The following is a 23,426-nucleotide window of genomic DNA, read 5'->3' as shown; positions in this document are numbered from 1 at the left end:
AAGCTGAGCCGGTTCACCCGGCCGGCACCACCAGCCCCACCTCGCCGCCGGCGAGATGGACCTGCGTCGACTGCGCGGTGACCTGCAGGGTGCTCCCGGTGCCCCGGATCTGTACCCAAACCTGCCCCAGCCCGGCACTCACCGGGACCCGTACCGGTGGCCCCGACCCCAGCGACACCACCAGCGCACCGGCCCGGGTGGCGCAGTAGGGCAGGCGGGCGGTCCAGGTGTAGGTGATCATCGGCCCCGACAACATGATCACGCGAGGTGGCCCCGCGCCGATCTCCGGCCGCGCGCAGTCCCCGAGCCCGGCGGCGAAGGTGCGCAGCGGGAAGACGACCGCGTCGCGGGTGCGTCCACGCTCGTCGATCAACCGCAGCCGATCGGTGTAGGGCGCGAACGCCGATCGGTGGGCCAGCGGTCCGACGACCCGACTGAGCTGGTTGTCGGGGTAGACCACCGGCAGCAGCACGCTCAGTGGGACGGCCTGGTCGAACAGCGGCGAGGTGGGGTGTGCGGTGACCGAGGCACGCACGTTGCGCAGATACTCGCCGGTGGGGTTGTCGCGCCACTGCCGGACGAAGGCGACGGTGGACACGATCGAAGCCACCACCACGGCACTCACCACGGCTGCGGCGATCAGCCGATCACGTTGTGGTCCGCTTGATCTCAACCCCGGCGATCCCGAGCTGCTCCGACGTGGCGCGGCCACCGCCAGCGCGGCCGCCAACGCCAGCACCACGGCGGTGTCGGGCAGATACCGCAGTGTCTGCGACAACTCCAGTGCCGTCTGTGCGCTGCTGCGCGACCAGCTCACCGCGGCCTGCGCGGCGATCACGTAGGTGCCGGCCGCGACGATGATCGCCCCCGCACCGCGTCGGCGACGCACCGTCGCCACCACGACGGTGATCATGGCTGCCCACCCCGCGAGCACCACCGGCAGCGACGGCACCACGAACGGCGGGCTGGGATTCCACCGCTGCCAATCCCATTGGGCGCCGATGAGACTGGGCATCACCCCGTCAGAGACTGCGCGCCACAGTAGTTTGATGGTTTGGCGCACCGTGTGGTCTCCGGCGGTGCCGGGCACCCACGCCACATATCCCGCCGCCCAGGCCCCGCAGATCGCGAACAGCGCGACCAGCAGCCATCGGACACGCTGGCGCGCCGGGTCGGATCGGAGAGGGCGCCCGCGCGCCAGCAGCAGCACCGTCACCGCGACCACCGGTGCGATGACGACGGACTTCTCGAAGAACAGCAGTGCCACCACGGTCACCCCGAGGGACCGGATGAGCAGCACCGACGGGCGGGGAACGTCGCCGCGCGTGAGTCGGATCGCATCACCGACCACCCAGGCCAGCGCGGCACACAACGGCAACGCGTTGAGTCCGGCCGCCCACCACGCGGCGGCGGGCACCGTCATCGGGGTGAACAGGGCCAACGCGATCACCGCGAGACCACCCGGTCGGGGGCCGGTGATCAACCACACCATCCGCACCAGCGCCATCGACGCCAGCAGCTGACCGACGAGCAGTGTCGCCGCCGCCACCGACCAGCGCAGCGGGGCCACGTCGGTGGCCACCGCGATCACCAGCTTCGCCGCGGGCATCAGGTGTCCGTCGTGCCCGGCGAACAGACCGTCACGGTGCGTACGAGCGATGAGGATCAGGTCGTCCCAGTAGAAGTTGCCCGTACCGAGGGTGAGCGCGCGCAGCGCGAGTTGGCCCACGATGAGCGCCGCGACGCCGATCCACCAGCGCGACAGCAGTCGGCGCGCAGGGGTGGACCGGTGCCCGACCGCCGGAGCGCAGACGTCGACGGTGGGTGCGGCCATGGCTCTTGCCTACCACCTCTGCCCTCCGAACTCGCGTGGCAAGATCGCAGCGTGGACTCTCCCGACAGCACTCCCGCGCACAGCATCCCCGCGGATCTGCAGGCCCTGCACCTGTCCCCCGACGTCGACGACCTGCCGGACGAGATCGAACAGCTGCGGTTGGAGATCGATCGGCTCGATGCGATCATCCTCGGCGCGATCAAGCGGCGCAGCGCGGTGTCGAAGAAGGTGGGTCGCGCTCGGATGGCCTCGGGTGGACCGCGACTGGTGCACAGCCGCGAGGTCAAGGTGCTCGAGCGTTTCTCCGAGCTGGGTCAGGAAGGCCACACGTTGGCGATGTTGTTGCTGCGTCTGGGCCGCGGGCCGCTCGGTCGCTGACGCGTCGGCGGTTCGCATCACCCAGGCCCCTCGCGGCGTTCGGTCGGTCGGTCTGCGAACGCGAGAACCCCGCCCACTAAGCTGGGTCGCAGTGTTTCACCGTCACGGGTGGCGACCCTCACGCCCGACGACGTTCACGGCGACGACTGTGCTCGGGAAGGCCGACCATGACCATCGACTCGCGTGACCACGACATCACCGCCGCACACGCCTGGCAGGAACTGTCGGCTCACCACCCGCACGTCTTCGCGATGCATCTGCGCGAGATCTTCGCCGTGGACCCCGACCGGGGGGCAGAGCTGACCATCGACGTGGGCGATCTGCACATCGACTACTCCAAGCATCGCGTGCTGCGGGAGACGCTGGAGCTGCTGTTGCAGCTGGCCCGTGAGGTCGACCTCGAGGGCAAGCGCGACGCCATGTTCTGGGGCGAGCACATCAACACCTCCGAGGATCGCGCGGTGTTGCACACCGGCCTGCGGCTGCCGTCGGAGGCCACGCTGAAGGTGGACGGTCAGGACGTGGTGGCCGACGTGCACGCGGTGTTGGACCGGATGGGAGAGTTCACCGACCGGCTGCGCAGCGGGGCGTGGACCGGGCACACCGGCAAAGCAATCCGCACCGTGGTCAACATCGGTATCGGCGGTTCGGATCTCGGTCCGGCCATGGTGTACCAGGCGCTGCGTCACTACGTCGACACCGGCATCAGCTGCCGATTCGTCTCCAACGTCGACCCCGCCGACCTGGTGGGCACCCTGGGCGAGTTGGACGCCGAGACAACGCTTTTCGTCGTCGCCTCCAAGACGTTCACCACGCTGGAGACGCTGACCAACGCGACCGCCGCGCGCCGCTGGCTGCTGCGCTCACTGGGCGCGGGCGAGGAGGCGGTGGCCAAACACTTCGTCGCGGTGAGCACCAACGCCGAGAAGGTGGCCGAGTTCGGCATCGACACCGACAACATGTTCGGGTTCTGGGACTGGGTGGGCGGGCGCTACTCGGTGGACTCGGCGATCGGGCTGTCGGTGATGGCCGCGGTCGGCAAGGAGGCGTTCGCCGACTTCCTGCACGGATTCAACCTGGTGGACAAGCACTTCCGGACCGCGCCGCTGCACCAGAACGCACCGGTGATCCTGGGCCTGATCGGGCTCTGGTACAACAACTTCTTCGACGTCGACTCGCGCGTGGTGCTGCCCTACTCCGACGACATGGCCCGGTTCGCCGCCTATCTGCAGCAGCTCACCATGGAGTCCAACGGCAAGTCGGTCGACATCCACGGACACCACGTCACCGTCGACACCGGCCAGGTCTTCTGGGGTGAACCCGGCACCAACGGACAGCATGCGTTCTATCAGCTGCTGCATCAGGGCACCCGGATGGTGCCCGCCGACTTCATCGGATTCGCCACGCCCACCGACGATCTGCCCACGGCCGACGACGGATCGGGCTCGATGCACGACCTGTTGATGAGCAACTTCTTCGCCCAGACCAAGGTGTTGGCCTTCGGCAAGACCGCTGACGAGGTGGCCGCCGACGGCGTGGACCCACACGTGGTGGCGCACAAGGTGATGCCGGGCAACCGGCCCTCGACCTCGATCCTGGCACCGAAGCTCACGCCGTCGGTGCTCGGGCAGCTCATCGCCCTCTACGAGCATCAGGTGTTCGTCGAGGGTGCGATCTGGGGGATCAACTCGTTCGATCAGTGGGGGGTCGAGCTGGGCAAGGCCCAGGCCAAGGAGCTCCTCGGTGTCATCGAGTCCGCGCAAGCCCCTGCTGCACAGGAGGATTCGTCCACAGACCGCCTCGTCCGCTGGTATCGCGAACACCGCGGACGCGCAGTCTGACGCGGTGAGGACAGCGGTACGTCGCTTCGACGTCCTCGACGACATCTTCTATCGCGGCCACCACGGTCGCGGCGCGGCGGAGGTGATGCAGGGCATCTGGCGGTTCGACTCGACCGTCAGCGCCGCCGAAGTGGCGTTCCTGCATGCGTTTCTGGCTGCTGGTCCGCTGAACCGACGGGTCCGTTCACCCCGGATTCCCTGGGCTCGGCGGTACTTCACCACCGGCGGCGCGGTGGCGCCGGTGTACGCCGAACCCGAACCGATCGCGGTCGATGAGGTGGTGGCGTGGGCTGACCGACGGGCCGCGGCGCCATTGGACGTGGACAACGGTCCGGCGTGGGAGTTGTCGGTGGCCCGGGTGGCTGATGGCAGCTCGGTCATCACCCTGACGTGTTCGCATCTGGTGTCCGACGGTCTGGGCATGATCAGTGCGGCGAGAGACGCGTTGGGACCCGACGGTTCGGCGGGCAGCGAGGCTGCCCGGGTGCGCTGGCGCGATGACCTCGCCGACGCCGTCGCGCTGTGGGTTCGGGTGATCTGCGGGGTGGTGGCCAGCCTGGCGCGTGGCTGCGTGGACCGCCAGGTACGGGCGGAGTTGTTCGCCGCGCTACGCGGCCGTCACGACGCTGCCGACCAGCCGGTCGGTGCGCCCCGGCATCGGGTGCCCGGGGTGCGGCCAACCGCGGTGCTCAGCGTGGGGGCCGACGACTGGGCGCAACGGGTGCTCACCGCCGACGCTACGTCCACGGCGCTGACCGCCGCGATCGTGGCCGACATGGTGGCTCGGATCCGGTCGGCCGGCGGGCACGGTGGGTGCGGCGCCCCGGTCGACATCACCGTTCCGGTGGCGCCGGCGCTGCACTCCTCGATCGGTTCACCGGGCATGCTGCGGATGGCTGAGGTGCAGATCATGCCCACCGTCGACCGCGCCGGCTCGGTGCGTGAGGTGGCCGACACCCTGCGCGCGGGGTATCAAGATCTCGACGGCGACCACGGCGGCAACATGGGTCTCGGTCCGCCCGGCGGGATGCCTGCGGAGTTGCTGCAACTGCTCGGTGACCGGTGGGCGCACGCGATCGTTCCGGTCCCCGGCGCGCGCGAGGCGCTGGTGTCACCGCTGGGTGACATGGGACCGATGTTCGACTCGATCGCCGGTCACACATCCACCGGCATGGCGGTCCGGTCGGTGACGGTCACCGCACCTGCGACACCCGGCCACGGTGCGGGCGAACAGGATTCGACCGTGACGCTGCGGTGCTGGACGGCGATCGCCGCGGGCCGGTTCACCCTGACTTTCGACGCGGCGCCGTGGGCGGCGAGCGACGCTCATGCACTGCGTCGCCTGGCACAGACGACGCTGGCCGACTGGGGACTCACCGCGCAAGCCTGGTGAGCGCGGTCGTCAGGCGGTACCGCGAGCCCCGGGACGGATGGTGGTCGGGCGCACGACCGGCGCCGGACTGGGGGCGCCGTAGTTGTGCCCGCGAGTACGCACCGTGTTGCCACCGGCTCGTTTCGCCTCGTACATCGCGGCATCGGCGAGGTCGGTGAACAGCACCGTCGACATCAGCGACTTGTTGGTCGGGATGACACCGGTGAAGTGCACGACACCGACACTGGCGGTGACCGGCGGATCGCTGACGGTGGAAATGGTGAGCAGCACGGTGTTGGCCAACCGGACGGGGTCGTTGAAGCGCAGGCTGTCGGCGATCACGAACTCGTCGCCACCGATGCGGGCCACCACACCCCCCACCCCGACGGCCACCCGCAGCCGTGCGGCTATCTCGGCCAACACCCGATCGCCGTAGCGGTGCCCGTAGTGGTCGTTGATCTCCTTGAAGTTGTCCAGATCGGCAACCATCACCGCCAAACCGTGCGAGTTCTGCCGGTCCATCGCGGTGAGCCGCTCCAGTGCCCGCTCGAGTCCGCGTCGGTTCAACACGCCGGTCAGCGTGTCCATCTCCGAGGCCGCCGCATCCGAGGCCAGCACCTCCAACATGAACTGCGTGGCAACCGGGATCGCGATCCCCACCGCTGCGGCCTGGATGATGCCGATGACGACGGTCGACAGCGATGCGGTGTCCGCACGCATCAGAAGCACCGACAGCAGGCATGCCACCACCAGCGAGAACCCGATGTGGACGGCCAGCATCCGCGCCCCGTGGAAGAACGCGATGTACCCGCTCACCAGCCCGAACACTGCACATCCGGCAACTGCACCCACGTGGTGGATCTGGGCCAGACAGCCCAGCAGAATCGACAGGTCGGCCACGACGACCCAGCTGCGCGATCGGGTGGCGCTGGGCCACGGCAGCAGCAGCCACATCACGGTCATGCCCACGCCGATGACCCCGGAGGCCAGCGCGGCATACCGTTGCAGCACGTTCTCCGGGCCGCCGGCGTCGAGCAGGATCACCCACGGCACCAACGACGCCGTACCGCAGGTGATGCCCAGCAGGATGCGGGTGGGCTCGACGAGCTGGCGATCGGACAGGTAGCTGCTGAACCACTCGAACTGATCTTTTCGATTCCACCAGTGCGAGATGGCCCAGCCCAGTTGCCCGAGGCCTACAGCGAAACGCGTCATCGTGACACCAACGATCAACTCCCCCAATGCGGCGGTTGGTTGCACCCTATGTCCGATTCCGCCCCCCGGCGGGTTCGACCCACGATGTGAAGATCGTGATCTGAGACGGTGCAGCGCCGCGATCGATCTCTATGCTATCTCAAACTATCTTTCGGACCACCGGAGCGGGCAGCAAGCGCAGCGCGGTGCCGACCAGGGTCCACGGCCACCACGGCACCGACGCTCGGGCCGGTTCGCGCTCGATCGCCGCGACAAGGGCGGCCACACCACGGTCGCGGTCGACCTTCAGCTTCGTCTGCACGCCGGCGTTGATCGCGGTCTCGATGTAGCCCGGCAGCAGGATGGTCACCCGGATCGGCGAGTGCGCCAACTCGGTCTGCAGGCTCTGCCCCAGGGAGATGAGGCCCGCCTTGGACGCCGAGTAGGCCGCCTGGGCCTTGGGCAGTCCACGGACTCCGGCGATCGAGGCCACCAGCACCAGGTGGCCGGACTGTTGAGCTCGAAAGATCGCCATGGCCGCCTCGATCTGGGCCAACGCTCCGACGAGGTTGGTCGTCACGGTGTCGATGTTGTGGTGCAGTCCGCCGGTGCCCAGCACCGCACCGGCACCGGATCCGGCGTTGACGATCACTCGGTCGAGGCCGCCGAGACCAGCGGCCAGGTCGTCGAACACCGGGGCCACGGTGTCGACGTCGGTCACGTCGAGCGCGCTGGTGACCACCTGCTGCGCCGAGGCACCGAGTTCGGTGGCCAGTGCGTCGAGCCGATCCACCCGGCGGGCACACAGGGCCAGCGCCCGACCCTCTCGGGCGTACGTGCGGGCCATGCCCTCACCGAGACCGGAACTGGCACCGGTGATCAGGATCCGCTGTCGAGTCATGCGCCGAGCGTACCGACGGCCGCCGGACTCATTTGAGCAGCCGCGACATCCGCCGGTCAGCCAACACCTTGCCGCCAGTCTGGCACGTCGGGCAGTACTGGAACGACCGGTCGGCAAAGGACACCTCGCGCACGGTGTCACCGCACACCGGGCACGGCATCCCGGTGCGGGCATGTACCCGCATCCCAGATCGCTTCTCGCCCTTCATGGTTGCGATCTCCTGCGCGGACTGCCGGGTGATCGCGTCGAGCAGTACCGAGCGGATGGCCGCGTGCAATCGATCGACCTGGGTGGCGGAGAGTCCCTTGGCCGGGGCGAACGGGGACAGCTGCGCGGTGTGCAGGATCTCGTCGCTGTAGGCGTTGCCCACACCGGCGATGGTGCGCTGATCGGTCAGGACGGTCTTGATGCGCGCGCCGGTGGCGCCCAGGATCGCACCGAACGCCTCGCGGTCCAGCTCCAGCACGTCGGGGCCCAGGGTGGCGATGCGGTCCACCTCGCTCACGTCGCGAACGATCCAGACGGCCAGCCGTTTCTGAGTACCGGCCTCGGTCACGTCGAACCCCTCGCCGGGCAGACCGCAGTGCACCCGCAGCGCGATGGGACCTTTGCCGCCGGGGCGTGGCGGGGTCTGCGACAGGTTCGACGACCAGCGCAGCCACCCGGCCCGCGACAGGTGGATCACCATCGCGATGGTCGGCGGTTCGGCCGCCGAATCGGGTCCCGGCTCGGTGGTGATGACCAGGTACTTGCCCACCCGGCCGACGCTGGTGATCACCCGCCCGGCCAGGGCGGAGTACGGCGGGTCGGCGGTCTTGAGCACGGCCAGCGACGCCACGTCGACACGACGGATGGGCAATCCGGCGGCACGGCCGTCGACGTGGTCGGCGATCGCCTGCACCTCGGGCAGTTCGGGCATGGCCTCTAGTCTGCTCTATGTGTACCGGGATCTGGGCTGGTCGGGCTCATCGACGATGACCGATGTCGACCTGGCCGCGGCCATCGCGGTCGGGGCCGGACGCATCCTGGTCGCGGCCCGACACGACGCCCTGCTCACCGGACGCCGGCTCGGTGATCTCGGCGACTCGCTGGCCCAGGACTGGATCGCCGGGGTGCTGGCCGCACACCGCCCCAAGGATGCGGTGCTGTCGGAGGAGGCCACCGACAGCCGCGCCCGGCTCGATGCCCAGCGGGTGTGGATCATCGATCCACTCGACGGCACCCGCGAGTATGCGGCCGGGACCGCGGACTGGGCCGTACACGTGGCGCTCACCGTCAACGGGCAGCCCACCGACTGCGCGGTGTCGTTGCCTGAGCGCGGTGAGGTGTTCCGCACCGACACCGTCGACACCCCGGCCCACGCGGCCGGGGCCCTGGTCATGTCCCGGTTCGGTGGCTCGTATGAGTCGATGTGGGTGGCGGCGCGGCTGGGCCTGCGGGCGATCGTGATGGGTTCGGCCGGTGCCAAGGCGATGGCGGTGGTGCGTGGCGACGCCGACGCCTACATCCACGGCAGCGGTCAGTACGAGTGGGACAACTGCGCACCGGTCGGGGTGGCGCGGGCGGCAGGCCTGCATTGCAGTCGACTTGACGGGTCGCCGCTGCGCTACAACCGACCCAGCCCGTACATGTCGGACTTCCTCATCTGCCGTCCCGAGCTGGCCGAGCCGATCCTGCGTTCGCTGGCCGAGATCGTCTGAGCACGCGGGCTCGGACACTCAGGCCGGACGCCAGGTCGACGACAGCTCGACCGCACGGGCCCAGGTCGCGACCTGCCGGTCCCGTTCGTCGGCGGGCATCTGCGGTGACCAGCGGGCCGCGGCCTGCCAGTTGCGGCGCAGTTGTGCGGGGTCGGTCCAGAACCCGGCGGTGAGGCCGGCCCCGTAGGCCGCGCCGAGCGCCACGGCCTCGGCCATCCGGGGACGCACCACCGGCAGCCCGCAGATGTCGGCGATCATCTGCATCAACAGGTTGTTGGCGGTCATCCCGCCGTCGACGACGAGCTCGGTCAGGCGGGTCGCGGCGTCGGCGGCAGCCAAGTCGTCGTTGACCGCGGCGATCATGGCCTGAGCCCCGAAGGCGTTGGTCTCCAACGCCGCTCGCGCGAGGTGGCCACGGGTGACGTAGGCGGTGAGACCGACGATGAGTCCGCGACTGCCCGAGACCCAGTGTGGCGCATGCAGACCCGAGAACGCGGGCACGATGTAACAGCCGCCGTTGTCCTCGACGGTGCCCGCGAGGGTCTCGATCGCGGCTGCGGTCTCGATCAGCCCGACGTTCTCCTTCAGCCACTCGACCAGTGCGCCGGCGGTCGGGTTCGAGCCCTCCAGCGCGTAACAGAGGGGTTCGCCGTCGATCTGGTAGGCGACTGTGGTGATCAGACCGTTGCGCGAACGCACCAGCTCGGCACCGGTGTTGAACAGCAGGAAGCCACCGGTGCCAAGGGTGTACTTCGATTCACCGCTGTCCAACGCGGTCTGCCCCACCAACGCCGCCTGCTGGTCTCCGATCATCGCGGTGATCGCGACCCCGGGCACCGGGTCGGTGCTCACCCCGACTTCGGTCAGCGAGGGACCGATCTCGGGCAACATTTGTTCGGGGATGTCGAACGCCGCCAACAACTCCGGGTCCCAACGGCCGGTCTCGATGTTCATCAGCATGGTGCGGCCTGCGTTGGTGGGGTCGGTGACGTGCAGGCCGCCGTGGGGCCCTCCGGTCAGGTTCCACACCAGCCAGCTGTCCATGGTGCCGAACAGGACACGGCCCGCCCGTGCCCCCTCGCGCGCCCCGGGGACCGTGTCGAGGAGCCAGCGCAATCGCGGCGCAGAGACGTAGTTCGACAGCGGTGCACCACTGCGGCGGTGGAGTTCGTCGGCATGGCCGTGCGACCGGAGGTACTCGACGAGATCGGACGTGCGGGTGTCTTCCCAGACGATCGCCCGGTGCAGCGGGGTCCCGGTCTCGCGGTCCCAGATCACCGTCGTCTCACGCTGATTGGTGATCCCCAGCCCGACGATCTGTTCGGCCGTCGCGCCCGCCGACCGCAGCGCCTCGGGGATCAGCAGGCGCACCAGTGACCAGATCTCGGTGGCGTCGTGTTCGACCCAGCCCGGCCGGGGAAAGTACTGGCGGTGTCTGCGCTGGGCGACCGACACCAGCACTCCCCCGCGGTCGTAGACGATGCAGCGGGTCGAGGTGGTGCCCTGGTCGATCGCGGCGACATAGCGGGTGCTCATCGGTTCCCTCCGGGTACGGCGAGGCCGTGTCCGAGTTCGCGCGAGATGGACCGCGCCGCGGCGATCACGTTGTCCACGAGAGCGGTTCGTGGCATCTCGCCGCGACCACAGATGTCGTCGACCGCGCCCATCACGCCGACCGCGGCCATCACCGTGCCGCCCGCGTCGCGGATGGGTGCGGCCACGGTGGCCTGGTCGTGGACGAGGTCGCCGATCGCGACCGCCCACCCCGTGTCGCGCACGCGGGCGAGTTCACCGGCGAGGACTCCCGCGTCGACGATGGTGCGGTGGGTGTGCGCCGCCAGCGGCGACCGCGACACCGATCGCGCGAGGTGGGCGTCGTAGGCCAGGTGCACGCGCCCGAGTGCACCGGCGTGAGCGGGCACCGTCGCCCCGGTCATCAGGGGTCGGGCGCCGGCTCCGCGGGTGGCGAGCACGTCGTGCACCACCCGCACCACGCCGCCACGCACCACCGTCACCTGCGTGGCCAGCGTCGACCGCGACGCCAGCGCGTCGGTCCAATTGAGGGCACGCGAGCGGATCTCGTTGACGTCCCACAGGTTTCGGCGCGGCCCGAACGGGTCGTCGGCCAGGCGGTATCGACCGGTGTCGGCGTCCTGATCCAGCATCCCGCCGGCCACCAAGGTTCGGACCAGACCGTGGGCGGTGGACTTCACGACGCCGACGGCGGCGGCGATCTCGGCCAGGGTCATCGGCTCGTCACGTGCGGCCAACAGGTGCATCACCGCGGTGGCACGTTCGACCGACTGGATGAGACCCGGCACCGAGCCACGTTAACTCGCGTGCGCCGTTCGACAATGCCGAACGGCAGAACTACTCATCGGTCGTGAGCGTGCCTAAGGTCGAGGACACGGTGAGACACAGATCACCGATCACGTGTTCTTCCAACGGCGGAAAAGGACCCATGACCAGCTACGTAGGCGCCATCGACCAGGGCACGACAAGTACCCGATTCATGATCTTCGATCACTCCGGCGCCGAGGTCGCGCGCCACCAGCTCGAGCACGAACAGGTGATGCCGCAGGCCGGCTGGGTCGAACACGATCCGATCGAGATCTGGGAGCGGACCTCGTCGGTGCTGCAGAACGGGCTGCGCAAAGCCGACCTCACCGCCGCCGACCTCGCGGCGCTGGGCATCACCAACCAGCGTGAGACCACCGTCGTGTGGAACAAGACCACCGGTCGGCCCTACTACAACGCCATCGTCTGGCAGGACACCCGCACCGACAAGATCGCCTCGGCACTCGAGCGCTCCGGCGCGGGCGACATCATCCGCACCAAGGCGGGCATCCCGCCGGCCACCTACTTCGCCGCAGGCAAGGCGCAGTGGATCCTCGAGAACGTCGACGGGGTGCGCGCCGACGCCGAAGCGGGCGAGGCATTGTTCGGCACCATCGACACCTGGGTGATCTGGAACCTGACCGGCGGCGTCGACGGCGGTGTGCACGTCACCGACGTCACCAACGCCAGCCGCACCATGCTGATGAACCTCGAGACCCTCGACTGGGACGACGAGCTCATCGCGCTGTTCGACATCCCCAAGGCCATGCTGCCGACGATCGTGCCGTCGTCGCCGAGCGAGCCCTACGGCCACACCACCCGCACCGGACCGCTGGCCGGTGAGGTCCCCATCGCCAGCGCGCTGGGCGATCAGCAGGCCGCGATGGTGGGCCAGGTGTGCTTTGCCCCCGGCCAAGCCAAGAACACCTACGGCACAGGAAACTTCCTACTGCTCAACACCGGGGAGAAGCTGGTGCGGTCCAAGAACGGGCTGTTGACCACCGTCTGCTACCAGTTCGGTGACCAGGCACCGGTCTACGCGCTGGAGGGGTCGATCGCGGTCACCGGTTCGGCCGTGCAGTGGCTGCGCGACCAGCTGGGCATCATCTCCGGTGCGGCACAGAGCGAATCGCTGGCCCGCGAGGTTCCCGACAACGGCGGCGTCTACTTCGTGCCCGCGTTCTCCGGCCTCTTCGCCCCCTACTGGCGCTCGGATGCCCGCGGCGCGATCGTGGGGCTGTCCCGCTTCAACAACAACGCCCACATCGCCCGGGCCACACTGGAATCCATCTGTTATCAGAGCCGCGACGTCGCCGACGCGATGGAGAAGGACTCCGGGGTGAAGCTGGAGGTGCTGCGCGTCGACGGCGGCGTCACCGCCAACTCGCTGTGCATGCAGATCCAGTCCGACGTGCTCGGCATCCCGGTGAGCCGACCGGTGGTGGCCGAGACCACCGCGCTGGGCGCCGCCTACGCGGCCGGGCTGTCGGTCGGGTTCTGGTCGAACACAGACGAACTCGAGACGCACTGGAAAGAGGACTCCCGCTGGGCGCCGCACTGGACCGAGGACGAACGCGCCGACTACTACGGCCGCTGGCGCAAAGCGGTCACCCGCACCCTCGACTGGGTCGACGTGTGATCTCCACGCTTACGCCACCGTCACATCTGATCGTCAGGAGAACCTTCGCATGACCTTGCCACCCATCGCCCTCAACCCCGAATCACGCCGCGCCGCACTGACATCCATGGCCGCCACCGAGCTCGACGTCCTCGTCATCGGAGGTGGTGTCGTTGGTGGCGGCGCTGCCCTCGACGCCGCCACCCGCGGTCTGCGCGTGGGCCTGGTGGAGGCCATCGACTACGGTGCGGGCACTTCCAGCCGCAGCTCCAAGCTCTTTCACGGCGGCCTGCGCTACCTCAAGCAGCTCAACTTCTCCCTCGTCTTCGAGGCGCTACGCGAGCGCAAACTGATGCTCACCACCGTCGCGCCGCATCTGGTGCGTCCGGTGGAGTTCATCTTCCCGCTCGTCACCCCCGCATACGACCGCGCCTACGCCGGCGCCGGCATCGGCTTCTACGACATCCTCGGCGCGGGACGCGGTGTGCCCCATCACCTTCGGCACATCGGCAAGAAGAAGACGTTCTCGATCTTTCCCGGCGCCAAACGCGGAACCATCCGCGGCGGCGTGCTGTTCTACGAGGGTCAGGTCGACGACGCGCGGCACACGATGATGTTGGCGCGCACCGCGGCGAGCTACGGCGCCCTATGCGCCTCCAGCGCACGGGTCACCAGCTACCTGCGTGAGGGTGATCGCGTCGTCGGCGCCCGCATCGAGGACCTCGAGTCCGGCGAGCAGATCGACGTCCGCGCCAAGCACGTGGTCAACGCGGCGGGCGTGTGGACCGACGAACTGCAGGAGATGGTGGGCGGCGCCAGCGGACTGCGCGTGAAGGCGTCCAAAGGCGTGCACATCGTGGTTCCCCGCGACCGCATCGACTCCGAGGTCGGCCTCATCACCGAGACCGAGAAGAGCCTGCTGTTCGTGATCCCGTGCCCGTGGAGCGAGGACTTCTGGATCATCGGCACCACCGACACCGAGTGGAACCTCGATCTCGCCCATCCCGCGGCGAGCAGTGCCGATCTCGACTACATCCTCGCCGAGGTCAACGTGATGCTTCAGACGCCGCTGGTGCGCGACGACATCGTCGGCGTGTACGCGGGCTTGCGTCCACTGCTGGCCGGGGAATCCGACGAGACCAGCAAGCTCTCGCGTGAGCACGCCGTGGTCCCCGCCGCACCAGGTCTCACCGTGATCGCCGGGGGCAAATACACCACCTACCGGGTGATGGCGGCCGACGCGATCGACGCCGCCGTGCAGGGACAGCGTGGCGTGGAACCCTCACGCACGGCGAGCATCGCGCTCGCCGGCGCCGACGGGTACGAGGAACTGTGGGCCGCGCGGGTGCGTCTGGCCGACGAGCACGGTCTACCCGTGACGACCGTCGAGCACCTCCTACACCGTTACGGCAGCATGATCTCGGAGATCTTCGCGATCATCGACGCCGAGCCGGAACTGGCTGCCCCACTTGCCGAATCAGACAACCGGTACCTCGGCGCCGAGATCCGGTACGCGGCCACCCACGAGGGCGCCCTGCACCTGGTGGACATCCTCGCCCGCCGCACCCACATGTCCATCGAGACCCTCGACCGCGGAACCTCGGCGGCGGTCGCCGTCGCCGACATCGTGGCCGGGCCACTCGGCTGGAACGCCGCGCAGCGGGATCGCGAGATCGCGAACTATCGTGCGCGCGTCGCGGCCGAGATCGAGTCGCAACGCCAGCCCGACGACGCGACCGCCGACGCCGCCCGGATGGGCGCACCTGGTGTCCGCGGTTCGGCTCTCGTCGCGGACGTGTCGGCATGAGCGCGCTGAGCGACGGCCAGATCTGGCTGTGGGAGATCATCGGCACCGCGGTGCTGATCCTCCTGGGCACCGGTGTCGTCGCGGGCAACAACCTGGTGAAGTCGGGCTTCCACAACAGCGGCGGTCTGTTCATCAACTTCGGTTGGGGCCTGGCGGTGTTCGCGGGCGCGTCCATCGCCTGGAAGTCGGGGGCACATCTCAACCCGGCGGTGACCCTCGGGTTGGCGATCGCGGACAAGACTCCGTGGTCGCAGGTCCCGATCTACATCAGCGCGCAGATGATCGGTGCGTTCATCGGGGCCATGCTCTGTTATCTGGCCTACAAGAAGAACTTCGACGCCGATCCGCACCCTGAGGACACCCGCGGCATCTTCTGTACGGGCCCGCAGGTGAAGAACTACTTCTGGAACACCGTCACCGAGGTGATCGGCACGTTCGTGCTGGTGTTCTGGATCCTGCGGTCGCCGGCGATCAGCGGAACCGGAGACACCCTGAACCTGGGCAACTCCGGACTTGGTTACGCCGGAGTCGCTTTCGTGGTGCTCGTGATCGGCAACAGCCTGGGCGGCCCCACCGGGTACGCCATCAACCCGGCCCGCGATCTGGCTCCACGTATCGCCTATGCGCTGATGCCCATCAAGGGCAAGGGCGGCCTCGAGTGGAACTATGCGTGGGTCCCGGTGGTCGGGCCGCTCATCGGTGGCGCACTGGCGGGCGGGCTGTTCCTGCTCACTCAGAACGTCTGAGCATTCGCCCGAGATCGGCTGGGCCGACGCATCATCGACGTTTACGCAGCAGGTAGATGTCCATGATCCAGCCGTGTTCGGCACGGGCTCGGGCGCGACGCTCGGCGATCTGCTCGCCTACCTGGGCCACTGTGCCCGCGATCAGGATCTCGTGGTCCATGCCCAGGTAGGCGCCCCACCAGATGTGATCGTCGGGGTCTGCGGTGCGGCGGAAGGTGCAGTCGGCGTCGAGCATCACGATCTGGTTGGTGTCGGCACCGGGCGGGGTGTCGGCCAGTCGGCGCCCGGTGGTGATGGTGATGGGTTCACCGATCCGGTTGGCCGAGATGCCATGGGCCGCAGTCAGAGCCGAGGCGCTGGTGACTCCCGGGATCACCTGCAACGCCAGGGCCACCTCGCCGCCGGCGGCGATGGCCTCGGCGATGCGCAGGGTGGAGTCGTAGAGCGCCGGGTCGCCCCAGACCAGGATGGCACCCACCCCGCCCTCGGGTAGCTCGGTGCGTAACGCTGCCGAGATCCGTTGGGCCCGTGCGTCATGCCAGCGCAACACCTCGGCGTCGTAATCCACCGGCTGCCGATCTCGCGGCGGGTCGGCGATCTCGACCACCCGATAGGCGCCCACGCCCAGGTGCTCGTCGCAGATCTGGCGTCGCACGGCCACCAGCGAATCCTTTTCCGCCCCTTTGTCCAGGACGAAGAAGGCGTCCACGCCGGCCATCGCGTCGAGGGCCTGGAGGGTGACCTGCCGCGGATCACCCGCCCCGATACCGATGATGCGTAGGGTGCGGGTCACTTTGGGACGGAACGCAATCCGTGGAAGCGGGCCGTCACGGCCAGCATGGCTGCACGCGGCAGCAGCCGACGCAACGCGAACACCACGGGCGCCTTGTTGCCCAACGCATAGAGCGGTTTGGGGTGCTGCGCCAACGCCGCTCGCACGATCAGCTGGGCCATCGGCTCGACCGGTACCCCGTTGTCCTCGTTGCGTCGCGTGGCCGCGGCCACGGTCTCATAGTCGACTCGGTAGGCGGTGTCATCGGCCACCGAGTACACGCGCCGGTCACCGATGCCGGTCGCGATGGTGCCCGGCTCCACCGTCACCATCCCGATCCCGAAAGGCGAGAGCTCGCGGCGGGTGGCGTCGGCGTAGGTCTTGATCGCCGACTTGGTGGCGGCATAGGTGGATCGGAACGGGATGGGGAACGACGCCAACATCGAACCGACCATCACCACCGTGCCGCGGCGGCGCTCTCGCATACCCGGCAACAGCGCCTTGGTCAGGGCGATGGGCCCGAACACGTTGGCCGCGAACACCATCTCGACGGTGTCCATCGAGGTGTCCTCCAGCGGGCCCATGTGGCTGGTCCCGGCGTTGTTGATCAGGATGTCCACCGCGCCCGCCTGAGCCGCGCACCGCACGATGCTGTCCGGGTCGTTGTGGTCGAGGGCGAGGTAGCGCACCCCGGGCACCGGGTGGGCGACGGTCTCAGGGTTGCGGCTGGTCCCGATGACGGTGACTCCGGCGGCGACGAGCAACCGCGCCACCTCCGCCCCGATCCCGCTGGAGGCCCCGGTGACCAGGGCGACGGTCGCGGTGTCGAGCGGTAGCGGTGCAGATGCGTTCACGCGCCCCACTCTAGGACAGTCGGTACCGGGTGTGACCTGCGCGGTGAGCGTTGGACATCCACCGCAGGCGCGGCTACGAATGGAGGTCATGACCACTGTCTACGACTTCACCGCGACCGACATCGACGGCAACGAGGTGAGCCTTGCGCAGTACCGGGGCAAGCCGCTGCTGATCGTGAACACGGCGTCTCAGTGCGGTTTCACCCCGCAGTACACCGGCCTGGAGCAGCTCAACAAGGAGTACGGCGACAAAGGCCTGGTGGTCCTCGGCTTCCCCTGCGACCAGTTCGGCCACCAGGAGCCCGGCGACGAGGAAGAGATCAAGAACTTCTGCAGTCTGCGCTACGACGTCAGCTTCCCGATGTACTCAAAGGTCGACGTCAACGGCAAGAACGCACATCCGCTGTTCGCCTGGTTGCGTTCACAGAAGTCGACCATCCTGGGCAACCGCATCAAGTGGAACTTCACCAAGTTCCTCGTCGACAAGGACGGCAACGTGGTGGACCGCTTCCCGCCCACCACCAAACCCGAGTCGCTGCGCAGCAAGATCGAAGCGCTGCTGTAAGGCTGCGGCAGCAGCCGATGTCAGAGCCCTCGGGTAGACAGTGCTGTCATGGCTGAGCGCTTCCCCGACGACTGTCCCACCCTCACTCGCAACGGCCAGACCGTCGGCTTTGCGCCCGCCCCCAACGGCATGGCGATGCTGGTGTGGTGGCGCGACACCACCGACCACACCACCGACAGCGAGATCATCGGCGTGGTCACCAGCTACACCGACGGGGTACGGGCAGCGTTACGCGCCATCGCCGGCGACGGGATGGATCCCGACGACGAGGAGGTGACGGTCGAGGCCACCCGCCTAGAACGCGACTTCGTCGCCATCGACTGGATGGGCCTGGGTTTCTGACCCGTCGACCGTGCCGAAATTCCCCGTCGACCGTGCCGAAATGCCGGCCGGTGAGCCTCGGTCATGGCTGACATGCCCGAATGTGAGTGCCCTCGGCAGGATTCGAACCTGCGACCTACCCTTTAGGAGAGGGTTGCTCTATCCCCTGAGCTACGAAGGCGGATGCGCATCAGCACGCGCACGCCGAGGAGTCTACCGTCCAGCGCATCGACACCTGCGCTCGCGATCACGACCGGCACGCGATGTCTCCCCCAAACTTCGCCCACTGTTTCCGGCACCAGTGCGGTGCTACGGACTCCCGCTCTGCTGACCCGAACCCAGCGTGGACTCCCGAACGACCAGCGTCGGGGGGAACATCAGCTGCCGCGGCTGGTAAGAGTCCGCGTCTCGATGTCGTCGTAACCGATCAACGCGAACTCACCCGCCAGGGGGACGGTGCGATCGCTGCGGAACGTGATGGGGATGTGGCTCATCCAGAAGTCGTTGCGGCACTGGGCGGCCCATCATCAGCGCGATCTCGAGCTGTTGCTGGCGCAGTCCGAAGTTGATTCCGTGGTGCTAGATTCACGTGCAGCCGCATACGCGCGCGATCAAAGATGCCAGCCGACTCAGCGGTCGGCCGGTCGAGGTGGTGCACGTCGTCGGCGGCGGATCGACTGCTGTGTCAGTTGACCGCAGATGCGACGCGAGTGCCCGTGATCGCCGGACCGGTGGAGGCATCTGCGGTGGGCAACGTGGTGACGCAGGCACGCCGCGCCGGAGCAATCCCCGACGATGTGGCGGCGGCGCGCGCACTCATCGGCCACTGACATCCACCCGTCACATATGTCCCTCGCGTACAGCGAGATCCAGCCTGACGCCACGGTGCCATCATCCGTCGCACGCGATCATCGCCGCGATCTCACGGTCGGTGGGGGTGAAGACGTCGAACACCCCGATCGCCCGTAGCGCCGGCGCGAGTCGGACCAGCTCAGCCCTGATCGCTGCGTGTTCGGCAGATTCGGCTGGACACCTGCGCAGTGCCTGGGCGTTGCGTACGAACGCGGCCACCGTGCCCGTCCGAATACGCTGACCATCACAGATGGCTGAGCTGGCACCGAGCGGGAGTACGTCTGCGGGGCGAACCACCCCTGATTGAGCCGGCATGTCTTCCTTTCTGGCAATTGCGTGCACGATGCACGCTAAAACCACGCTAGCCGATACGCGCGCACGGTGCACGCTTATTGATAGGCTCGACGAATGGCGACACCGACAGCAGGTCAACGCGTGGAGGCGGCGCTGGTCACATTGCTCGCGCGATCGACTCGGGAACAGCTCTATGCACCGGCGCTCGCACCGGTCGCCGACATCGTCGACACGGTGCGTTATCCCGTTCTGAGCGCGGTCGCACGGTTCGGGCCGATCAGCGCCGCCGACATCGCCATCCATGTCGGTACAGATCGGACGGTTGCGAGTAGACATGCCGCGGCGCTGGAGACTGCCGGATTGCTCACCCGCGACGTCGATCCCGCCGACGCCCGCGCCTGGTTGCTACAACTGACCCCGCGCGGCCGCAGCGTGATCCGGGGCATCCGGTCACGGATGGCCGCGACCATCGAGGCGTCGATGGCCGATTGGCCCGACGGGGTGGCCGACGCCTTCGTCGACGGGCTGGAGCGCTTCAGTAGAGCCCTCACCGAGTAACGCTGATCCAATCTTCCGCCCAGTCGACGGGGATTTCCGCCCAACCGACGCCGGTTTTCCGCCCAGTCGACGGGGATTTCCGCCCAGTCGACGCCGGTTTTCCGCCCAGTCGACGGGTTGGGTGGGTGACTCGTTCACTCGCGCGTCGCCGAGCATTCATCAACGCAACGTCGGCACGGGGGGCGCTGTGCGAAGATCGGCCGCATGCCCGGATTCCATGCACTCCAGACCCCCACCGCCCCGTTCGGCGAAGGCGAAGCTCCCACCACCGTGCGTGACATCGGAACCCTGACCGTGACTTCCGGTTTCGTGACTGCTTGCGATCCGTTCGCGGCTCTGGGCGAGGGCGATCGGTTCGCCGTCCCGATCGGACAGCACCCGGTGCGGGTCACCATCGCCGACGTCTCCGACGAGAAGGACGGTAGTCACCTGCGTGAGGCCTACCTCAGCCTCATCCTCTCCGAAGCCGAGATCGTACGCGTGGAGCCCGCCGTGCCCGACGGCGTCGAGGACACCTCCGGCGAAAATCTGTACTGCGTGGGGGTCGACGCGGGCACCGTGGCCTTCGTCGACTCCGAAGCCGCCACCACTGCAGTGGATTCCGACACCGACTGGCAGGAGGTGTTCGAAGAGGGTGACGACGCCTGGTTCGACCTGATGGACTCCCCCGACCACTACTTCGAGGGGGTCGCCAACATCGCACTGCCGACCGCAAACAACGGCGAGAACGTGACCCTGGCCCACTCCGGTTGGGGCGACGGACTGTTCCCGGTCATCGCCAGCTTCGCCGAGAACGGCACCCTGACCGGACTGCACATCGATCTCGAGGTCCTCGGCGAGTACTCCGAAGACGACGACAACGACGAAGACGACGAAGACGAAGCGGATGCCGAGGCCGGTCGCTCCGACGTGGCCTGACGCCGACCGTTGCATGCGCACACGACCCCGTGACGCACCACGCCTGTCACGACCAGATCAGCCAGGCGTACCGTTGAACGATCGACGCCGACCAAGATTCCAAGAAGAAGATCGACAAGCCGCTTGATCGTGGGATCGTCTGGGCTTTCGAGAACAGCCACCACACCACCGGCGGTCCCGGCATCACCCCTGAGCTGGTGGCCAAGAAGTTCGGCGCCTCCTTCGGCGGTCGCATCATCGCCGCCGTGGCCGACTTGATGGATCAGACAGGCCATCTCGAAGACGAGATCGACTGGGAGACCACCAATCTCGCTTCAGCGCAGCGATTCATGGAACGTCGGCTGCAAGAGGTCAACCCCGGGCTCACCCAGCCGGCCGCCAACTGGATCGCCCGGTATTTCAGCTACCAGGTGCGCTGAGGCGACCTGCAGGATCGGATCCGAGGACGCCGGACCCGGCATGGTGATCGCAACCCCGATCGCAGCTGCGGTCGCCACCGTCAGCACCACCGCAGCGATGGCGAACGCAAGGGTGAACGACGACCCCAACACCGGTGCCACCACCAGCGGTCCCAGCATCTGACCCACCCCGTACACCGCGGTCAGGATGGCTGCGGTGCGCGCGACGGGCAGTTGCGCACCGACTGTCATCGCCACCGACACGATCCCGATGAAGGTCCCACCGAACAGGGCGGCCGCGACCATCGCCGCCACCGGCGACGGCGACACCGCAGGCAACACCGCCGCCACCACCTGCACTCCCAGTGCGGCCCCCAACGTCCGGTGCGCCCCCAACCGCTGCGACACCCACGACCAGAACAGCACCGCGGGCACGGCGAACACCCCGACCACGATCCACGCAAGCGGGCCGGCGCCATCGGCGCCCGAGCCGCGTGCCTCCCCGGATATGGCGGCGACCAAGAAGGTGCCGATGACGATGTATCCCAGGCCCTCCAGGAAATACGTGACCAGCAGCAACCGCCACGCCACCGCATGTGATCTCGTGCCACCATGCTGTGGCGCAACAACTCTCGCGCCTTCGGGACGTATCCGCAGCATCGCCACCGGCGTCAACACCAGCGCAGTGATGACCGCGGCCAGCACCCACATCTCCCGCCAAGTCAACACTGGGCCGGCCACCGACGCGACCACACCGCTGATGACTATCCCGACACCCACCCCGGAGAACGCCAGGCTCGACGACGCACCGCGCCGCCGCGCTGCGGCCACCGTCGACAGACACCCCACGAAGATGACCGCACTGGCCACCCCGGCCACCAGCCGCGCCACCGCGAACGCCGCCACGCCACTGACCATTGCCATGGCCAGCTCGCTGGCCACCAACGCCACCGCCCACACACGCAGGTGCGCAGAGGTGTTGATCCCCGGGCGGATCGACAACGCCACCGCACCCAGCAGATACCCGGCGTAGTTGGCGGTGGCGATCATCGCCCCCTGCGAGTGATCGATGGCACCGGCGTCGGTCATCAACGGCAGCAGTGGGGTGAAGGCGAATCGCCCGACGCCCATCGCGGCGACCAGTCCGGCAGCCCCCGCCCAGGCGACCCGCTGTTCGCGAGCAAGAAGTGGATTCACCGGATCGACGCTAACCAGCCTGGACGGGGAACAGAAATGCCGACTGAACATCGACTATGCTCAGCAAGCATGAATCTCGAGTTGCGGCATCTACGGGCCTTCGTCGCCCTGGCCGAGCATCGCAACTACACCCGCGCCGCCGCCGACCTGCACATCGGGCAACCTGCGCTCACCCGCACCATCCAACAGCTCGAACGCCTCCTCGACGCCACCCTGGTCCAGCGCACCTCCCGTTCGGTGACCCTCACCGAGTCCGGCGCCGCGCTGGCCGAGCACAGCCGACGCATCCTCGGCGACCTCGACACGGTCACCACCCAGCTCAAAGCCACTGCGGCCCTGCGCATCGGGTTCGCATGGTTGCTGCCGGAATGGTTCGGTCCCGCCGCCCGCACCCTCACCGATCGCGGCCTGCGCACCGAGATCCGCCGCTGCGACGACCCCACCGACGCGGTGGCCACCGGCGAGGTGGACATCGCCATCACCCGACAACCGTTGCGCCCCATGGCCGAACTCTCGGCCACCCTGGCCACCACCGAACGCCGGATGCTGGCCGTGGCCGCCGACTCAGAGCTGGCCACCCGACCCGATCTGCACTGGGATGATCTCGCCGGCGAACCGGTGGTGGTCAACGTGCGCTCGGGTACCACCCGGGCCGACTCCTGGGAGCACCCGGACCCGAGGAGAACCATCGTGCAGTGCAACAACTTCGACGAATGGATCGAGCTGATCGCGGCCGGCCGCGGGATCGGCGCCACGCCCGAGGTGGCCCGAGACCGAATGCGCCACCCGCAGGTGGCCTACCGCGACATCGATGGAATACCTACGGCCCCAGTACATCTGGTGTGGCGCACGCACAGTGCCCGCCTACGCTCCATCGAGGCCTTCGTCGAGGCCGCGCGGGCAGCGATCGCCGACCTCGCCCCAAGCGTCTAGACTTCGGTTTCCCGCGTGATTCGCTAGCGCTGCGAA

Annotated in this window: 24 protein-coding genes and 1 tRNA gene; 13 read left to right on the top strand and 12 right to left on the bottom strand. The window is 68.2% G+C overall.

What is annotated here, in order from left to right:
- Positions 1-13: 13 nt before the first annotated feature.
- Positions 14-1,834, bottom strand: coding sequence for a hypothetical protein (locus tag KIK15_RS07155; protein WP_214243502.1), 1,821 nt, complete (start codon positions 1,832-1,834; stop codon positions 14-16).
- A gap of 51 nt (positions 1,835-1,885) precedes the next feature.
- Between KIK15_RS07155 and KIK15_RS07150 the strand changes: the two genes are divergently transcribed.
- The 3 genes from KIK15_RS07150 (at position 1,886) to KIK15_RS07140 (ending at position 5,446) form a co-directional block, all read left to right on the top strand.
- Positions 1,886-2,212 (top strand): chorismate mutase, encoded by a 327-nt coding sequence (locus tag KIK15_RS07150; RefSeq protein WP_374222828.1) that lies wholly within the window; start codon positions 1,886-1,888, stop codon positions 2,210-2,212.
- A 167-nt stretch (positions 2,213-2,379) separates the two neighbouring features.
- Positions 2,380-4,053 carry a glucose-6-phosphate isomerase gene (gene pgi / locus KIK15_RS07145; protein WP_214243501.1) on the top strand — a complete coding sequence of 558 codons (1,674 nt, stop codon included), beginning with the start codon at positions 2,380-2,382 and terminating at the stop codon, positions 4,051-4,053.
- Positions 4,054-4,057: 4 nt separating this feature from the next.
- On the top strand, positions 4,058-5,446 hold the full coding sequence (locus KIK15_RS07140) for a hypothetical protein (protein WP_214243500.1): 1,389 nt from the start codon (positions 4,058-4,060) through the stop codon (positions 5,444-5,446).
- 9 nt (positions 5,447-5,455) lie between these two features.
- Here KIK15_RS07140 and KIK15_RS07135 read toward each other — a convergent pair whose 3' ends face one another.
- The 3 genes from KIK15_RS07135 to KIK15_RS07125 all read right to left on the bottom strand — a co-directional run bounded on the left by KIK15_RS07135 (position 5,456) and on the right by KIK15_RS07125 (position 8,439).
- Entirely contained in the window at positions 5,456-6,640 is a 1,185-nt protein-coding gene (locus tag KIK15_RS07135; protein WP_214243499.1) for a GGDEF domain-containing protein, read from the bottom strand.
- A 139-nt stretch (positions 6,641-6,779) separates the two neighbouring features.
- Entirely contained in the window at positions 6,780-7,520 is a 741-nt protein-coding gene (locus KIK15_RS07130; protein ID WP_214243498.1) for an SDR family oxidoreductase, read from the bottom strand.
- A gap of 28 nt (positions 7,521-7,548) precedes the next feature.
- A complete protein-coding gene (locus tag KIK15_RS07125; protein ID WP_214243497.1) occupies positions 7,549-8,439 on the bottom strand; it encodes an Fpg/Nei family DNA glycosylase in 891 nt (296 codons plus the stop codon).
- Between KIK15_RS07125 and KIK15_RS07120 the strand changes: the two genes are divergently transcribed.
- Complete coding sequence (locus tag KIK15_RS07120) at positions 8,438-9,220, top strand: 3'(2'),5'-bisphosphate nucleotidase CysQ (protein ID WP_250324284.1); 783 nt, start codon at positions 8,438-8,440, stop codon at positions 9,218-9,220. The genes KIK15_RS07125 and KIK15_RS07120 overlap by 2 nt on opposite strands.
- Positions 9,221-9,238: 18 nt before the next feature.
- Here KIK15_RS07120 and glpK (KIK15_RS07115) read toward each other — a convergent pair whose 3' ends face one another.
- A complete protein-coding gene (gene glpK, locus KIK15_RS07115) occupies positions 9,239-10,756 on the bottom strand; it encodes a glycerol kinase GlpK (RefSeq protein ID WP_214243496.1) in 1,518 nt (505 codons plus the stop codon).
- The gene (locus KIK15_RS18730; RefSeq protein WP_214243495.1) at positions 10,753-11,541 is read right to left on the bottom strand and encodes an IclR family transcriptional regulator; all 789 of its coding nucleotides are present in this window, start codon (positions 11,539-11,541) and stop codon (positions 10,753-10,755) included. The genes glpK (KIK15_RS07115) and KIK15_RS18730 overlap by 4 nt, the downstream gene beginning before the upstream one ends.
- Before the next feature lie 140 nt (positions 11,542-11,681).
- Here KIK15_RS18730 and glpK (KIK15_RS07105) point away from each other — a divergent pair, with 140 nt between their 5' ends.
- Genes glpK (KIK15_RS07105) through KIK15_RS07095 form a run of 3 tightly spaced genes read left to right on the top strand, consistent with a single transcriptional unit; the run spans position 11,682 to position 15,728 of the window.
- Positions 11,682-13,196 carry a glycerol kinase GlpK gene (glpK, locus tag KIK15_RS07105; RefSeq protein WP_214243494.1) on the top strand — a complete coding sequence of 505 codons (1,515 nt, stop codon included), beginning with the start codon at positions 11,682-11,684 and terminating at the stop codon, positions 13,194-13,196.
- Positions 13,197-13,245: 49 nt separating this feature from the next.
- Positions 13,246-14,982: a glycerol-3-phosphate dehydrogenase/oxidase gene (locus KIK15_RS07100; RefSeq protein ID WP_214243493.1), complete on the top strand. Its 1,737-nt coding sequence runs from the start codon at positions 13,246-13,248 to the stop codon at positions 14,980-14,982.
- 5 nt (positions 14,983-14,987) lie between these two features.
- Positions 14,988-15,728: an MIP/aquaporin family protein gene (locus KIK15_RS07095; protein ID WP_374222834.1), complete on the top strand. Its 741-nt coding sequence runs from the start codon at positions 14,988-14,990 to the stop codon at positions 15,726-15,728.
- A 31-nt stretch (positions 15,729-15,759) separates the two neighbouring features.
- Here the strand turns inward: KIK15_RS07095 and cobF are convergent, their stop codons facing one another.
- The gene (gene cobF / locus KIK15_RS07090) at positions 15,760-16,521 is read right to left on the bottom strand and encodes a precorrin-6A synthase (deacetylating) (RefSeq protein WP_214243491.1); all 762 of its coding nucleotides are present in this window, start codon (positions 16,519-16,521) and stop codon (positions 15,760-15,762) included.
- Complete coding sequence (locus tag KIK15_RS07085; protein ID WP_307851776.1) at positions 16,518-17,354, bottom strand: SDR family oxidoreductase; 837 nt, start codon at positions 17,352-17,354, stop codon at positions 16,518-16,520. Before KIK15_RS07085 ends, cobF begins: the two co-directional genes overlap by 4 nt.
- 88 nt (positions 17,355-17,442) lie before the next feature.
- Between KIK15_RS07085 and KIK15_RS07080 the strand changes: the two genes are divergently transcribed.
- Complete coding sequence (locus tag KIK15_RS07080; RefSeq protein WP_214243489.1) at positions 17,443-17,919, top strand: glutathione peroxidase; 477 nt, start codon at positions 17,443-17,445, stop codon at positions 17,917-17,919.
- Between the two features lie 48 nt (positions 17,920-17,967).
- Positions 17,968-18,261 carry a hypothetical protein gene (locus KIK15_RS07075; RefSeq protein WP_214243488.1) on the top strand — a complete coding sequence of 98 codons (294 nt, stop codon included), beginning with the start codon at positions 17,968-17,970 and terminating at the stop codon, positions 18,259-18,261.
- An 87-nt stretch (positions 18,262-18,348) separates the two neighbouring features.
- On the opposite strand, the gene KIK15_RS07070 is transcribed toward KIK15_RS07075, so the two are convergent.
- Positions 18,349-18,421: transfer RNA gene (locus KIK15_RS07070), tRNA-Arg, on the bottom strand.
- A 436-nt stretch (positions 18,422-18,857) separates the two neighbouring features.
- On the opposite strand from KIK15_RS07070, the gene KIK15_RS07065 reads away from it, so the two are divergent.
- Positions 18,858-19,070, top strand: a complete 213-nt coding sequence (locus tag KIK15_RS07065) for an FGGY-family carbohydrate kinase (protein ID WP_214243487.1) — start codon at positions 18,858-18,860, stop codon at positions 19,068-19,070.
- Positions 19,071-19,131: 61 nt separating this feature from the next.
- On the opposite strand, the gene KIK15_RS07060 is transcribed toward KIK15_RS07065, so the two are convergent.
- Positions 19,132-19,407 (bottom strand): hypothetical protein, encoded by a 276-nt coding sequence (locus KIK15_RS07060; RefSeq protein ID WP_214243486.1) that lies wholly within the window; start codon positions 19,405-19,407, stop codon positions 19,132-19,134.
- A gap of 93 nt (positions 19,408-19,500) precedes the next feature.
- Here KIK15_RS07060 and KIK15_RS07055 point away from each other — a divergent pair, with 93 nt between their 5' ends.
- On the top strand, positions 19,501-19,944 hold the full coding sequence (locus KIK15_RS07055; RefSeq protein ID WP_214243485.1) for a MarR family winged helix-turn-helix transcriptional regulator: 444 nt from the start codon (positions 19,501-19,503) through the stop codon (positions 19,942-19,944).
- Between the two features lie 204 nt (positions 19,945-20,148).
- Positions 20,149-20,862 carry a DUF4241 domain-containing protein gene (locus KIK15_RS07050; protein ID WP_214243484.1) on the top strand — a complete coding sequence of 238 codons (714 nt, stop codon included), beginning with the start codon at positions 20,149-20,151 and terminating at the stop codon, positions 20,860-20,862.
- Between the two features lie 46 nt (positions 20,863-20,908).
- Here the strand turns inward: KIK15_RS07050 and KIK15_RS07045 are convergent, their stop codons facing one another.
- Together KIK15_RS07045 and KIK15_RS07040 are read right to left on the bottom strand one after the other, a co-directional pair.
- Complete coding sequence (locus tag KIK15_RS07045; protein WP_214243483.1) at positions 20,909-21,100, bottom strand: hypothetical protein; 192 nt, start codon at positions 21,098-21,100, stop codon at positions 20,909-20,911.
- 76 nt (positions 21,101-21,176) lie between these two features.
- A complete protein-coding gene (locus tag KIK15_RS07040; RefSeq protein ID WP_307851775.1) occupies positions 21,177-22,457 on the bottom strand; it encodes a YbfB/YjiJ family MFS transporter in 1,281 nt (426 codons plus the stop codon).
- Positions 22,458-22,526: 69 nt separating this feature from the next.
- Here KIK15_RS07040 and KIK15_RS07035 point away from each other — a divergent pair, with 69 nt between their 5' ends.
- Entirely contained in the window at positions 22,527-23,390 is an 864-nt protein-coding gene (locus tag KIK15_RS07035) for a LysR family transcriptional regulator (RefSeq protein WP_214243481.1), read from the top strand.
- Positions 23,391-23,426 lie beyond the last annotated feature (36 nt).

This window comes from Williamsia sp. CHRR-6 (genome assembly GCF_018474015.1).
Lineage (GTDB): Bacteria > Actinomycetota > Actinomycetes > Mycobacteriales > Mycobacteriaceae > Williamsia_A.
This window is presented reverse-complemented; position numbering and strand designations above follow the sequence as displayed.